Source organism: Vibrio sp. TRT 17S01 (assembly GCF_050113695.1).
Lineage (GTDB): Bacteria > Pseudomonadota > Gammaproteobacteria > Enterobacterales > Vibrionaceae > Vibrio.
On record NZ_JBNJOG010000002.1, the window covers coordinates 143,029 to 157,411 of the forward strand.

The window sequence follows — 14,383 nt, forward strand, 5'->3', positions numbered from 1 at the left end:
AACAATGGTATAGTGCGCGCAAGTAAATTGGCATAAAGGGATCCCATGCTTTACGACTATATGAATGTCCTCGAGTCTATTGGACTCGACCTGCTTTTTGCTGCTATTTTTTTCCTCATTGGTATGGCAATAAAAGATGTACTTAAAGCGGGGAACGTTCCGCCATTCGGGCGTCGTATTGTGTGGCTTGTCTTATTTCTGGGCTGCGCGGGTTTTATTGCGAAAGGTATAATCCAAATCAGCTGGGAAGGCACCGGATTAGGTTAAGCTATCCCGAAAAGCTAACAAATCACAATGTTAAAGGTAACGAATCTATGGCAAGTGTAGGTATCTTCTTTGGTAGTGACACAGGTAACACTGAAGCTGTTGCAAAGATGATTCAAAAGCAACTAGGTAAACAACTGGTTCACGTTCAAGATATTGCAAAAAGTAGCAAAGAAGACATTGATAACTTTGATCTACTATTATTAGGCATCCCTACTTGGTATTACGGTGAAGCCCAATGTGACTGGGACGACTTTTTCCCAGAACTTGAACAAGTCGACTTCTCTACCAAGCTGGTTGCAATTTTTGGTTGTGGTGATCAGGAAGACTACGCGGAATACTTCTGTGATGCGATGGGAACAGTTCGAGACATCGTTGAAGCAAAAGGCGGTACTATCCTAGGCCACACTTCAACCGAAGGCTACGAATTTGAAGCTTCAAAAGGTCTTGTTGAAGGCGACGATAGTCTATTTGTTGGCTTGTGTATCGATGAAGATCGCCAACCAGAGCTAACTGAAGAACGCGTTAACAACTGGTGTAAGCAAATCCACGAAGAGATGTGCTTAGCAGAACTAGAAGACTAATTCCTTCTACCAAGCCAATTTAAAAACCTCCCAATGGGAGGTTTTTTTGTATCTGATTTAATACCGTTATCAATCAAAATTAGTTACGGTTCACTCTCTTCTCGGTATTTTGGTTTTTTGCGTACATAAAGCTTTCGTTGGACTTCAGACACTACCGTACCGTTTTTATCCTTTACGTAAGTGATAAATTCAGGAAAACACTTGTCTCCATTTGCCGTCTTATTTAGCAACTCCTGCAATTGAGCCTCACCCACACAAAAGTCAGCAAAAAGGTCACTCTGACCGGGCTTAATAAAATTGATACTCGCTTCTTTATCCCATACAAAATATTGCTCCCCTAGAATCCCCATCAACATCAGTGAATAGACAGGGTCGGTAAGGGAAAAAATGCTGCCACCATACTGAGTTCGGTTTGCATTCTTATTCCACCAGCGCAATTTCAACTTCATTTTAACTTCTCGAAAGTCATCACTGATGAATAATATTTTAATACCTGCTCCCCAAAATGGCGGCCAGCTATTCAGTGCAAACTTTACAATACTCGGCTTATAAATCCTTGAAATGAATCCATCCATCCTTGTATTCTCACTAGATTATCAATAAGAGTTGTTACATAATTGTAACTGGTCAGATGAGATATATCAGTGACATCACACGACTTTACAAAAAAAGTCTAGTAACCCTTTGAAGTTCGTGGTTTATTGTTATCTGATAGTACCCTATAATGATGGGAATATTGAATTCTGTTAAATAGCTGCAGATCATCAACAGGAAAGTATATGTCAGATAATAACCAAGCGCTTAAGGATGCTGGTCTTAAAGTTACCCTACCTAGACTTAAGATTTTAGAAGTATTGCAGCACCCTGATTGCCAACATATCAGTGCTGAAGAATTGTATAAAAAGCTGATCGATCTCGGCGAAGAAATTGGTCTGGCTACCGTTTACCGTGTTTTGAACCAGTTCGACGATGCAGGAATTGTTACACGCCACCACTTTGAAGGCGGTAAATCCGTATTTGAACTTTCAACACAGCATCACCACGATCATCTTGTATGTTTAGATTGTGGTGAAGTGATCGAATTTTCAGATGACGTTATTGAGCAACGACAAAAAGAAATCGCAGCACAATACAATGTGACACTAACCAACCACAGCTTATACCTTTATGGTAAATGTGGTGACGGTAGCTGCAAAGACGATCCAAACGCGCACAAATCCAAGAAGTAGTCTAATCTCAATATTAGCAATCAAGCGCCAGCCTCAGCTGGCGTTTTTTATACCTAAACAATCAAAGCAAATACAAAAAAGCCAGTCATCAAGACTGGCTTTTTTATTTAGAGCGGTTGACTACTTAGCTTCGATTTTGGCCCAAGTATCACGTAAACCTACAGTACGGTTGAACACTAATGCTTCTGGTTTTGAATCTTTAGCATCCGCACAGAAGTAACCCATACGCTCAAACTGGAAACCTTTCTCCGCTTCAGCTTTCGCTAGGCTTGGTTCAACAAAACCGTTTAGCTTAACAAGCGAGTCTGGATTCAGTGTCTCTGCAAAATTATCTGCCGCTGCTGGGTTTGCTACCGTAAATAGACGATCGTACAAACGAATTTCTGCTGGTAAGCCTTTATCCGCTGATACCCAATGGATTACACCTTTTACTTTACGGCCATCTGCTGGGTTCTTACCTAGCGTTTCGTCATCATAAGTACAGAAGATAGTAGTGATATTACCTTCAGCATCTTTCTCAATACGCTCGGCTTTGATTACGTAAGCACCACGTAGACGAACTTCTTTACCAAGTACTAAACGCTTGTACTTCTTGTTCGCTTCTTCACGGAAATCTTCACGCTCAATCCACACTTCACGCGTAAATGGTACTTCACGCTCACCCATTTCAGGCTTGTTCGGGTGGTTAGCAACGGTCAGAGTTTCCACTTTATCAGCATCGAAGTTTTCAATCACAATCTTAACAGGATCCAGCACGGCCATAGCACGAGGTGCATTTTCATTTAGATCATCACGAATACAAGATTCCAGTGAACCCATTTCGATCATATTGTCTTGCTTAGTCACACCGATACGCTTACAGAACTCACGAATCGATGCCGGTGTGAAGCCGCGACGACGTAGACCAGAAATCGTTGGCATACGCGGGTCGTCCCAACCATCAACCAATTTCTCAGTCACAAGCTGGTTTAGCTTACGCTTAGACATCACTGTGTATTCTAGGTTTAGACGACTAAACTCGTACTGACGTGGCTGACAATCAATCGTGATGTTGTCTAGCACCCAATCGTATAGACGACGGTTGTCTTGGAACTCAAGCGTACAAATAGAGTGTGTGATGCCCTCTAGCGCATCGGAAATACAGTGCGTGAAGTCATACATTGGGTAAATGCACCACTTATCACCTGTTTGGTGATGCTCAGCAAAACGGACACGGTATAGAACTGGATCGCGCAGTACGATGAAAGAAGACGCAAGGTCAATCTTTGCTCGTAGACATGCCTTACCTTCTTCAAAGCCACCGTCACGCATTTTTTCAAATAGCGCTAGGTTTTCTTCAGGCGTACGGTCACGGTACGGGCTTGGCTTACCTGGTTGGGTAAGTGTGCCACGGTACTCGCGGATCTGCTCAGGACTTAGCTCTTCAACGTACGCTAAGCCTTTGTTAATTAATTCCACTGCGTAGCCGTATAGCTTGTCGAAGTAGTTCGATGAATAACATACATCCCCACTCCACTCAAAGCCTAACCAGCTCACATCATTCTTAATTGACTCAACGTATTCAACGTCTTCTTTTTCTGGGTTCGTGTCATCAAAACGTAGATTACACTGGCCCTGGTAGTCCTGAGCAATACCGAAGTTCAAGCAAATTGACTTAGCGTGACCGATATGCAGATAACCGTTAGGCTCTGGCGGAAAACGAGTATGCACGCTTGTGTGTGTACCATCCGCTAAATCTTTATCAATGATTTGGCGAATGAAATTCGATGGACGAGCTTCAGCTTCACTCATCTATAGCACCTCAATTGTTGTAGTATTGTTCAGAGAAATCGTGCGCTTTAAGCCATGTATAGAAGCTCAAAGCATATAACGTCTAATGATCCACAATTCTTACCCATTACACAACTACAACTGAGTGCTAATTCGCAAATAATGGCTGATTTCTCTGTCTGATAACTAAAACAATGGTCAGCTTTTCATCGAATCAATTTATCAAGGCAGCAGAAACAAGAAAGCCTCCCAAAGGAGGCTTTCATCATTCACTTATTAACGAGTCGTTATTAAGGAAGTTTTACATCTGATAGGTCTTCGTTAGCACCGATTGCTTTCATTTCACCAGCAACGATTTCAGCTAGAGGACCAAGGATAACTTGAAGGTTGTTCTCACCTAGTTTAACGACACCCTTCGCACCAAGCTTCTTAAGTACAACTTCGTCAGCTACAGAGCGGTCTTTTAGAGTAAGACGTAGACGAGTGATACAAGCATCGATTGAAGTTAGGTTATCGTGACCACCCAGAGCTTTTAGGTATTGACGAGCTAGGTCACCATTTTTAGCTTCACCAGCTGGTGCGCCTTCAGAAGCTTCATCATCATCTTCACGACCTGGTGATTTCAGGTTGAATGCGCGGATAGCGAACGTGAAAGTGAAGAAGTATAGAGCACCAAAACCTAGACCGATTAGTAGTAGAACAACTGGCTTAGTAGCTAGACCCCAGTTCAGTACGAAGTCGATTAGACCAGCAGAGAAACCAAAGCCGTGTAGCGTACCAAACATGTTAGCAACTACTAGAGATAGACCAGTGAATACAGCGTGCATTGCGTATAGAGCTGGAGCTAGGAATACGAACATGAATTCTAGTGGCTCTGTGATACCCGTTAGGAATGAACAGAAACCTACTGAGAATAGTGCACCACCAACTTGGCTACGTTTTTCAGCTGGAGCTGCTAGGTACATTGCTAGAGCTGCACCAGGTAGACCGAACATCATTACAGGGAAGAAACCGTTCATGAATACACCGGCAGATTTGTCGCCGCCGAAGTAACGGTGTAGGTCACCAGATTTAACTGTTTCAGTTACTTCTTTAACAGTTGCTGTGATTTCTGGAGTTACAGAGTTAGCGAATTCGAATGTGTGTGATTGACCAGCAACAAGAGTCTTAGCTAGAGCTGGGTCTACACAAAGCTGTTGTAGAGCAGGAAGCGCCTGACCAGCAGCTTGCGCACCAGTAACTAGAACTTCTTGACACGTACCCATACCGAACCAGAAGTAAGAGTTAAGAACGTGGTGAAGACCTACAGGGATAAGTGCACGGTTAAGAGTACCGTAAACAAACTGACCAATTGCACCTGAAGTAGAAACAGCGTGTGCTAGAGCGTCAAGACCACCTTGGATAGTTGGCCATACAACACCAGAAACCGCACCCGCTACTAGCGCGAATAGACCAGCCATGATTGGTACTAGACGTTTGCCAGAGAAGAATGCTAACCACTCAGGAAGACGTGTAGCATGGAAAGCGTTATAAGAGTGACCAGCAATGATACCAGCGATGATACCACCGAAGAATGACATGTTAACGTCAGCATTGATTGTTGTTGCTGTTGCTGTCAGTACGAAGTATGCAACTGCACCAGCTAGGCCAGCAGCACCTTGACCGTCTTTAGAAAGACCAATCGCGATACCTAGACCGAATAGAAGAGGTAATTGACCAAAGATAGCACCACCAGCTTGCGCCATGAATGGGATATCTAACAGGTCGCCTTGACCTAAACGTAGTAAAAGCGCCGCAACTGGAAGCGTTGCGATAGGTAGCATAAGAGCTTTACCTAACTTTTGCGCATATCCAAGAATATTCACCTTAAGTTCCCCCTATAGGATTTTTGTATTTGGTTGAGCCACTTTTTTTGGTCGCTCAATTTAGTCACGGTCAGTTTATGTCATTAATTTTGCCCCGCAAATTAAAACCTCATCATTTGTGATCATAATCACCAGAAACCCGGCAAGAGTAAGGTTTTTGCTAGCGAGATCATAAAACTTATTTTACAATACAAAAAATGAATATCTGTGGATTGAATTCAAGGTATTCTCCAACGAAACAAGTTCATTAAAAAAGCCTATATGAAAGGGCTGCAGTGATAGATAGGTATCCATATAAACCACTTTGTCACAACACCGAGACAGAGTTTTGAACTAGATCTGGTATAGAATTTGTGATCGTTTGCTAAAGATATTTTGTGATGAAATTGAAGCGCTCAAATTAAGTTAATTAATGCCGCTAATTTCAACTTGCTATATCAAAGATATTAAGAACTCTACTGAGAAGGATTAGCTAACCATGTATGCGCTAACTAATTGTAAAATCTATACTGGCAGCGATGTCCTCGTTGACCATGCTGTGATCGTTAACAACGACATCATTGAAAATGTTTGCCCAGTATCTGAGCTTCCTGCAGGCATTGAAACTCGTGACCTAGACGGCGCAAACCTGAGCCCTGGTTTTATCGACCTACAGCTTAACGGTTGTGGTGGTGTCATGCTAAACGATGAGATCACAGCGGAAACGATGCAAATCATGCACGAAGCTAACCTTAAGTCAGGTTGTACAAGCTTCTTACCAACGCTTATTACCTCTTCTGATGAAGATATGCGCCAAGCGGTTGCTGCTGCACGTGACTACCACGCAAAATACCAAAACCAGTCACTAGGTTTGCACCTTGAAGGTCCATATCTCAACGTCGCTAAAAAAGGCATCCACAGCGTTGATTACATTCGTCCTTCCGATGACAGCATGATCGATTTCATGTGTGAAAACGCAGACCTAATCGCAAAAGTAACCCTAGCTCCAGAACACAACGAACCAGCTCACATTGAACGCCTAAAAGCGGCGGGTATTGTTGTTTCGATTGGTCATACTAATGCGACATACGCAGAAGCTCGTCGTGGCTTCGATGCCGGTATTACATTTGCTACTCACCTATTCAATGCTATGACACCGATGGTTGGTCGTGAACCAGGTGTTGTTGGCGCAATTTATGATACTCCAGACGTATACGCAGGTATCATCGCCGACGGGTTCCATGTGGATTACGCAAATATCCGTATTGCTCACAAAATTAAAGGTGAGAAATTAGTATTAGTGACCGATGCCACAGCTCCTGCAGGCGCTAACATGGATTACTTTATTTTTGTAGGTAAGAAAGTATATTACCGTGATGGTAAGTGTGTTGATGAAAATGGCACACTAGGCGGCTCAGCACTGACTATGATTGAAGCAGTACAAAACACAGTCGAGCACGTCGGTATCGCTTTAGACGAAGCACTGCGTATGGCAACGCTATACCCTGCAAAAGCAATCGGAGTTGACAGCAAACTAGGCCGAGTTAAGAAAGGCATGGTTGCCAACCTGACTGTATTTGACCGTGACTTCAACGTCAAAGCGACTGTTGTTAACGGACAATACGAGCAAAAATAAGAATGAATGGCGGACAAATAGGTAACGTAGATTTAGTAAAGCAGCTAAATAGTGCAGCAGTATATCGACTCATCGATCAACAGGGACCTATTTCTAGGATTCAAGTGGCAGATGTCAGTCAGCTTGCACCAGCAAGTGTTACAAAAATTACCCGCCAACTTCTTGAGCGCGGCCTAATCAAAGAGGTCGCGCAACAAGCGTCTACCGGAGGTAGACGCGCTATTTCTCTGACAACAGAGGTCGAACCTTTTCACTCTGTCGCGGTACGATTAGGCCGTGACTACATCCAATTTAGCCTGTACAACTTAGGTGGCAAAGAACTCGCTTCTGAATATCATGAATTTTTCTATGCCACAGAAGACGAACTTCTAGATGGCTTAACCAGCCACCTCAAATCCTTCATTCAATCTCAGCAATCTGCACTCAATCAACTTATTGCTATTGGTGTTGCACTGCCTGGCCTCGTAAACCCTGAAACAGGGGTAGTCGAATACATGCCAAACATTACCGTGAATAACCTTGCTTTAGCAGACATCATTCGCGATATATTCCACGTGGAATGTTTTGTTGGGAATGATGTTCGTGGTATGGCCCTTGCTGAGCACTATTTTGGCGCTAGCCGTGATAGCCAAGATTCAATATTGGTGAGTGTCCACCGAGGGACTGGCGCTGGTATTATCGTAAATGGGCAAGTATTTTTAGGCTTTAACCGAAACGTCGGTGAAATAGGTCACATCCAGATCGATCCATTAGGCGAGCAATGCCAATGCGGCAACTTTGGTTGTTTAGAAACGGTTGCTGCAAACCCAGCCATTGTAGAACGTTGCAAAAAGCTAATCAGCCAAGGTTACGAATCAAGTTTATCAAGCTTGGAAAGTATTAATATCCATGATGTCTGCGAACATGCTAATCAAGGTGATGAACTGGCAAAACAAAGCTTAGTGCGAGTTGGAAATAAACTAGGTAAAGCCATTGCGATTACCATTAACTTATTTAACCCACAAAAAATTGTGATTGCAGGTGATATTACACGCAGCAAAGATGTTCTTTTCCCTGCGATTCGTCGTAATGTCGAAAACCAATCACTCACAACATTCCACAGTGGCTTACCTATTGTTGCTTCGGAAATAGACAAACAGCCGACGATGGGAGCCTTCGCGATGATTAAACGTGCGATGCTGAACGGCGTTTTGTTACAAAAATTACTCGAAGACTAAGCCCTTACGCAATTAATTGAGTTAGAATATTAGGCTATGTTGCTCAACATAGCCTTTTTTGTAGGAATGACATTAATAAAATGGAACTAATTCTAATTACAACTGCATTTATTGCAGGATTTATTGCTTTAAAATGCAACCTCCCCCCTTTAGTTGGCTTTTTGCTCGCGGGTTTTTCTCTACATGCAGCAGGATTCGAATCAAACGATACCATTGTCACTTTAGCAGATTTAGGGGTCACACTATTACTCTTCACTATCGGCCTAAAGCTTGATATCAAAACATTACTTTCAAAAGAGATTTGGGCTGGAGCAACCGTCCACAATTTACTTTCGACTGGTTTATTTTGTTTGCTTCTAATGCTGTTTAAGTATTTGGGTATCTCTTCTCTTGCAAACCTTGGTTTGGAGCAATTATTACTACTCGGTTTTGCTCTCTCCTTTTCCAGTACGGTATTCGCGGTTAAATCACTACAAGAAAAAGGTGAAATGAATGCAACTTATGGCACCATTGCTATCGGCATTCTGGTTATGCAAGATATTTTTGCGGTTGTCTTTCTCACGGCCTCGACTGGCAAACTGCCCGAGTGGTACGCCATCACCTTATTTGCATTACCCGCTTTGAGACCTGCTTTTTATAAATTGCTTGATTGGGTAGGACACGGTGAAATGCTTGTCCTATTTGGTATTTTCTTTGCCTTAGTCGTTGGTGCAGGTCTCTTTAGCCTTGTAGGAATGAAACCCGATCTCGGCGCACTCGTACTTGGCATGTTACTCGCGGGTCATACCAAAGCATCTGAGCTATCGAAATCTTTATTCAACCTAAAAGAGCTCTTTTTAGTCTGCTTCTTTCTCAATATTGGCTTGTCGGAACAGCCAACATTAGAAGGATTTGGTGTCGCGATCTTATTCTTATTACTTCTACCACTTAAAGGCATCCTTTATTTCCTTGTTCTAAATGGCTTCAAGTTCCGAGTTCGTACTTCTTTATTGGCTTCATTGTGTTTATTCAACTTCAGTGAATTTGGTTTAATCGTCGGTGGATTAGCATTCAAAATGGGTTGGCTTAGCGGTGACACACTGGTCGCACTCGCCCTTGCCGTATCTATTTCCTTCATCATTGCCGCACCAATTAACCGCAAAGGACATGAACTTTACTTACGTTCCGGAAAGTGGCTAAAAGAGCATGCGGCCGAAAAACTGAACCTACGCGATCAGCTTATCAATCCTGGTCATGCTCAAATTCTGATTCTAGGGATGGGGCGCATAGGTACTGGAGCTTATGATGAACTGCGAGCTCGCTACGGCAAAATCAGCCTTGGTATTGAAGTCAGAGAAGATGCGGCCCACAAACACATTATGCATGGGCGTAACGTGATCTTAGGCGATGCGACGGACCCTGACTTCTGGGAACGAATTCTCGACACGGCGAACGTAAAGCTAGTTTTATTGGCAATGCCTCACCACCAAGGAAACCAAATTGCACTAGAGCAGTTAAAAGCACGTGATTTCCAAGGGCAAATTGCCGCCATCGCTGAGTATCCTGATCAACTTGAATCGTTAACTGACGGTGGAGTGGACGCTGCATTCAATATTTATAGTGAAGCAGGGAGTGGTTTCGCCAGACACGTTTGCGACCAACTTCAACCTAAATTTAGCAAGGTTACCTGATACTTTTCTTTAAAAGCGCAGCTCAAATGCTGCGCTCCTTCCCCCAATCGCACAAAAAAGCAACGATGATTAGAATTTGTCTTTCATATCTTGTTATTGATTAAATATTTTTTAACCCAAAGCCATTTTTGTAATTTTGATCATCAAACACTGTTGCTTTTTTTAATCAGAATGGCACATTGAACACAGCAAGTTTAAAAAATATCTAAAAGGAAGTTGTATGTGTTCTGTATTTGGAATCTTGGACATTAAAAGTGATGCTGCGGCGCTGCGTCCAATTGCGTTAGAAATGTCTAAGAAACTTCGTCACCGAGGCCCAGATTGGTCAGGTATTTACGCATCAGATAAAGCTATTCTAGCTCATGAACGTTTAGCAATTGTTGGTCTAAATAGTGGCGCTCAACCATTATATAGCCCAGATAAAAAGCTGATCTTAGCGGTGAACGGTGAAATTTATAACCACAAAGAAATTCGAGCACGCTACGAAGGCAAATACGACTTCCAAACTGACTCCGACTGTGAAGTTATTTTGGCCCTTTATCAAGAAATGGGCGCGGATATACTCGAAGAGCTCAACGGTATTTTTGCCTTTGTTCTTTACGACGAAGAGAAAGATCAATATCTCGTCGGCCGTGATCATATCGGTATCATCCCGCTTTACCAAGGCTATGACGAACACGGAAACTACTACGTAGCATCTGAAATGAAAGCCCTTGTACCTGTATGTAAAACAGTAAGTGAGTTCCCTCCAGGTTGCTACTATGGCTCAACAGATGCAGGCCCTGTTCGCTACTACATCCGCGATTGGAACGAATATGCTGCTGTTCAAGGTAACTCCACGAGTAAAGAAGAATTGACCGAAGCTCTAGAAGCGGCGGTGAAGCGTCAACTGATGACTGATGTGCCATATGGCGTGTTACTTTCTGGTGGCTTGGACTCTTCAATTACCTCTGCGGTTGCCAAACGCTTTGCAGCAATGCGTATTGAAGATGATGAAAAATCCGAGGCATGGTGGCCACAACTCCACTCCTTTGCAGTAGGTTTAGAAGGAGCCCCTGATTTAAAAGCAGCGCGTGAAGTGGCTGACCAAATCGGTACCGTTCACCACGAAATGACCTACACCATTCAAGAAGGTCTTGATGCGATTCGTGACGTTATCTACCACATTGAAACGTATGATGTAACGACGATTCGTGCATCAACCCCTATGTTCCTAATGGGACGTAAGATCAAAGCGATGGGCATCAAAATGGTACTTTCAGGCGAAGGCGCTGACGAAATCTTTGGTGGTTACCTATACTTCCACAAAGCGCCAAACGCAAAAGAGTTTCACGAAGAAACGGTACGTAAACTGCTTGCTCTGAACATGTTCGACTGTGCTCGTGCGAACAAATCGCTTGCGGCATGGGGTGTTGAAGGTCGTGTACCTTTCCTCGATAAAGAGTTTATCGACGTAGCAATGCGCCTAAACCCAGAAGATAAGATGTGTGGCAACGGCAAGATGGAGAAACATATCCTACGTGAGTGTTTCGAACACTACCTGCCAGAAGCAATCGCATGGCGCCAGAAAGAACAGTTCTCTGACGGTGTTGGCTACAGCTGGATTGACACGCTAAAAGAGGTAGCTGAAGCTAAAGTTACCGACCAGCAAATGGAAACGGCAGCATTCCGCTTCCCATACAACACGCCAACAACCAAAGAGGGTTACGTATATCGTGAGATCTTTGAAGAGTTGTTCCCACTTCCATCAGCGGCAGAGTGTGTTCCAGGTGGTCCTTCGGTAGCATGTTCATCTGCTAAAGCGATTGAATGGGACGAGTCTTTCCAAAACTGTGTCGACCCATCAGGCCGTGCAGTTCAAACCATCCACAACGACGCTTACTAATAAGAAATAAAAGCACTCTTCGGAGTGCTTTTTTATTATAAATCAATCTCTTTATTATCTAAGCTTATAGGGACTATTTGGGTGATCATCTTCACCAGTAATATGGAACGCCTCTCTCCATCAGGCTCTTGATAGATTGCCTCAACACCTGCAAATTGACCGCTTGTCACTCTTAAGCGCTGTCCTTTCTTAGGCAACGTTTTATACGGCTCTTGCAAACAATAGCTTTCCATTTCTTTGAGAGAAACAACCAAACCTTCTTGCAACTGATGAGGATGCGCGCCCTGACGAACAAAATCGACCACACCTCGAGTGGAGCGTACGGCTGTAAATGATGGCCCTTGTTGATAATCAAATCGAATAAAAATATAGGAAGGAAAAAGTGGTTCTTTCTTTAACTGTTTTTTACCACGGAGAATTTTCTCAACGTCCACCTCAGGGTAGTAACACTCAACCCCTTGGTTTTCTAGATGCTGCTTAGCTCTTTGTTGCTCACCACGCTTGCAGTAAAGCAAATACCACTGTTTCATTTCAGATATCGCTTGGAAGTTTGCGCTATTCTAACATCTGGATAACGTACTGGGAATTTTGTGATAGCCACAGCTGAAGCTAACCAGCAGCCTCTTTGACAACTCTGCGTCAATTCTTGCGATAAATATGGAAACTTAGTTTGTAGCACGTCTTTTTATAACTTTCTTTTTTAGAAATCGCTAAAATTCATAAGGTTAGATAATTTCACTCTAAACTGTATGAAATTTGGTAATTGCAGTTTATCTGCCTCAGATGTATATGTGGTTTGGAATTAAATTTTTTAATAACTACAAACAGAAAATCTCATGCCAAACCAACATCAAATCCTAGGCCACCCTCGTGGCTTGTTCCTCTTGTTCGGTACCGAACTTTGGGAACGTTTCTCTTATTACGCAATGCGCGCGATTTTAGTTCTCTATCTGACAGATACAACCATCAATGGTGGTTTAGGATGGACCACAAAAGACGCGCTCGATCTTTACGGAATCTATACAGGTCTGGTTTACATTACCCCAATGATTGGCGGTTGGTTAGCGGACAACTATTTAGGTCAGCGTCGCTCAATTTTAATCGGTGGTGCTTTGATGGCGATTGGCCAATTCACACTAGCGATGCCAGCGGACATGATCGGACTCGATGCCGTACATGGCTTTTACCTTGGCTTAGCACTGTTGATTTGTGGTAATGGCTTGTTCAAACCGAATATTTCGACAATGGTTGGCGATCTTTATGAAGAAGGTGATAACCGTCGTGATGGCGCTTTTACCATCTTCTACATGGGGATTAACTTAGGTGCTTTGATTGCAGGTGTTGTTTCTGGCTCTGTAACCAATAGCTTCGGATGGAAAGCGGGCTTTATCGCGGCGGGAGTTGGCATGATCATTAGCCTTATCATGCAAATGACACTGGCGAAAAGCTGGCTTGGTGATATTGGCACCATACCGGCAGCGGCACGAGATCTGCAAAAGAAAAAATCATCACAAAAAGAGCCATTAACGAAACAAGAAATGGATCGCTTAAAAGTGATTCTTGTGATGGGCCTCTTTGTGATTGTGTTCTGGGCAGGCTTTGAGCAAGCTGGCGGCCTAATGAACATCTATACCCAGCAATATACCGACAGAATGTTGGGCAGCTTTGAAGTACCAGCAGCATGGTTCCAGTCTTTGAACCCATTCTTTATTATCACCCTAGCCCCTATTCTGGCTGCATTTTGGGTAAAACTGGGTCCAAAAGAGCCAAATTCACCGACTAAGTTTGCTTTTGCTCTCTTTTTCTTAGCCCTTGGCTTCCTATGCATGGTGGGTGCGGTAATGGAACAAGGTGGTGATACAACTGTAAAAACTTCTATGTTATGGCTGGTTGGCGCTTTCTTCTTCCACACACTTGGTGAACTTTGCTTATCTCCAATTGGCTTATCATTGGTTACTAAACTGGCTCCTCTACGTTTGGCTTCTCTCATGATGGGGGCTTGGTTTGGCTTTAATGCTATTGCTAACTACGTTGCTGGTCTAATTGGTTCCCATGTTGGCGAGCTGGGTGCTCTACCAATTTTTGGCGGCATTGCAATTTCGGCAACAATAAGTGGTGTGATACTACTGCTATTCTCAAATACCCTTGTTCGTTGGATGCATGGCGCAGAAAGCCCAGTAAGCACAGAACAGCAAATTGAAGAGCAGCAAACACAAGTTGCTTAAACACATTCTATTCGTTCATAGAATAAAAAAGCCCGGCTAATTGCTGGGCTTTTTCGTTG

At 43.3% G+C, this 14,383-nt stretch carries 12 protein-coding genes; 8 read left to right on the top strand and 4 right to left on the bottom strand.

Features of this window, described 5'->3' with window-relative positions; translation table 11 throughout:
* Positions 1 to 45 precede the first annotated feature (45 nt).
* Positions 46 to 267 (top strand): DUF2788 domain-containing protein, encoded by a 222-nt coding sequence (locus tag ACQEXS_RS03960; RefSeq protein ID WP_367987058.1) that lies wholly within the window; start codon positions 46 to 48, stop codon positions 265 to 267.
* Between the two features lie 47 nt (positions 268 to 314).
* On the top strand, positions 315 to 848 hold the full coding sequence (gene fldA, locus ACQEXS_RS03965; protein WP_427012907.1) for a flavodoxin FldA: 534 nt from the start codon (positions 315 to 317) through the stop codon (positions 846 to 848).
* A gap of 83 nt (positions 849 to 931) precedes the next feature.
* On the opposite strand, the gene ACQEXS_RS03970 is transcribed toward fldA, so the two are convergent.
* Positions 932 to 1,423: a DUF4442 domain-containing protein gene (locus ACQEXS_RS03970; RefSeq protein WP_427012908.1), complete on the bottom strand. Its 492-nt coding sequence runs from the start codon at positions 1,421 to 1,423 to the stop codon at positions 932 to 934.
* Positions 1,424 to 1,627: 204 nt separating this feature from the next.
* On the opposite strand from ACQEXS_RS03970, the gene fcrX reads away from it, so the two are divergent.
* Complete coding sequence (gene fcrX, locus ACQEXS_RS03975; protein WP_367987060.1) at positions 1,628 to 2,077, top strand: ferric iron uptake transcriptional regulator FcrX; 450 nt, start codon at positions 1,628 to 1,630, stop codon at positions 2,075 to 2,077.
* 120 nt (positions 2,078 to 2,197) lie between these two features.
* Here fcrX and glnS read toward each other — a convergent pair whose 3' ends face one another.
* Both glnS and nagE read right to left on the bottom strand, forming a co-directional pair.
* Positions 2,198 to 3,868 (bottom strand): glutamine--tRNA ligase, encoded by a 1,671-nt coding sequence (glnS, locus tag ACQEXS_RS03980; protein ID WP_427012909.1) that lies wholly within the window; start codon positions 3,866 to 3,868, stop codon positions 2,198 to 2,200.
* A 269-nt stretch (positions 3,869 to 4,137) separates the two neighbouring features.
* Complete coding sequence (gene nagE / locus ACQEXS_RS03985; RefSeq protein WP_367987062.1) at positions 4,138 to 5,712, bottom strand: N-acetylglucosamine-specific PTS transporter subunit IIBC; 1,575 nt, start codon at positions 5,710 to 5,712, stop codon at positions 4,138 to 4,140.
* A gap of 478 nt (positions 5,713 to 6,190) precedes the next feature.
* Between nagE and nagA the strand changes: the two genes are divergently transcribed.
* From nagA to asnB, 4 genes are all read left to right on the top strand, one after another.
* Positions 6,191 to 7,327: an N-acetylglucosamine-6-phosphate deacetylase gene (gene nagA, locus ACQEXS_RS03990; protein WP_427012910.1), complete on the top strand. Its 1,137-nt coding sequence runs from the start codon at positions 6,191 to 6,193 to the stop codon at positions 7,325 to 7,327.
* 2 nt (positions 7,328 to 7,329) lie between these two features.
* Complete coding sequence (gene nagC, locus ACQEXS_RS03995; protein ID WP_367987064.1) at positions 7,330 to 8,544, top strand: DNA-binding transcriptional regulator NagC; 1,215 nt, start codon at positions 7,330 to 7,332, stop codon at positions 8,542 to 8,544.
* A gap of 80 nt (positions 8,545 to 8,624) precedes the next feature.
* Positions 8,625 to 10,214 (top strand): cation:proton antiporter, encoded by a 1,590-nt coding sequence (locus ACQEXS_RS04000; RefSeq protein ID WP_427012911.1) that lies wholly within the window; start codon positions 8,625 to 8,627, stop codon positions 10,212 to 10,214.
* Between the two features lie 220 nt (positions 10,215 to 10,434).
* A complete protein-coding gene (asnB, locus tag ACQEXS_RS04005; protein WP_427012912.1) occupies positions 10,435 to 12,099 on the top strand; it encodes an asparagine synthase B in 1,665 nt (554 codons plus the stop codon).
* Between the two features lie 35 nt (positions 12,100 to 12,134).
* Here asnB and rfaH read toward each other — a convergent pair whose 3' ends face one another.
* Complete coding sequence (rfaH, locus tag ACQEXS_RS04010; protein WP_427012913.1) at positions 12,135 to 12,629, bottom strand: transcription/translation regulatory transformer protein RfaH; 495 nt, start codon at positions 12,627 to 12,629, stop codon at positions 12,135 to 12,137.
* Positions 12,630 to 12,935: 306 nt separating this feature from the next.
* Here rfaH and ACQEXS_RS04015 point away from each other — a divergent pair, with 306 nt between their 5' ends.
* Positions 12,936 to 14,324 carry a peptide MFS transporter gene (locus ACQEXS_RS04015; protein WP_427012914.1) on the top strand — a complete coding sequence of 463 codons (1,389 nt, stop codon included), beginning with the start codon at positions 12,936 to 12,938 and terminating at the stop codon, positions 14,322 to 14,324.
* Positions 14,325 to 14,383: the final 59 nt, after the last annotated feature.

Bases quoted from the DNA above. Each gene is read 5' to 3' on its own strand.
- nagA (WP_427012910.1), top strand. From the start codon at position 6,191: ATGTATGCGCTAACTAATTGTAAAATCTATACTGGCAGCGATGTCCTC.
- ACQEXS_RS03960 (WP_367987058.1), top strand. From the start codon at position 46: ATGCTTTACGACTATATGAATGTCCTCGAGTCTATTGGACTCGACCTG.
- glnS (WP_427012909.1), bottom strand. From the start codon at position 3,868: ATGAGTGAAGCTGAAGCTCGTCCATCGAATTTCATTCGCCAAATCATT.
- fldA (WP_427012907.1), top strand. From the start codon at position 315: ATGGCAAGTGTAGGTATCTTCTTTGGTAGTGACACAGGTAACACTGAA.
- nagC (WP_367987064.1), top strand. From the start codon at position 7,330: ATGAATGGCGGACAAATAGGTAACGTAGATTTAGTAAAGCAGCTAAAT.
- fcrX (WP_367987060.1), top strand. From the start codon at position 1,628: ATGTCAGATAATAACCAAGCGCTTAAGGATGCTGGTCTTAAAGTTACC.
- ACQEXS_RS04015 (WP_427012914.1), top strand. From the start codon at position 12,936: ATGCCAAACCAACATCAAATCCTAGGCCACCCTCGTGGCTTGTTCCTC.
- ACQEXS_RS03970 (WP_427012908.1), bottom strand. From the start codon at position 1,423: ATGGATGGATTCATTTCAAGGATTTATAAGCCGAGTATTGTAAAGTTT.
- asnB (WP_427012912.1), top strand. From the start codon at position 10,435: ATGTGTTCTGTATTTGGAATCTTGGACATTAAAAGTGATGCTGCGGCG.
- ACQEXS_RS04000 (WP_427012911.1), top strand. From the start codon at position 8,625: ATGGAACTAATTCTAATTACAACTGCATTTATTGCAGGATTTATTGCT.
- rfaH (WP_427012913.1), bottom strand. From the start codon at position 12,629: ATGAAACAGTGGTATTTGCTTTACTGCAAGCGTGGTGAGCAACAAAGA.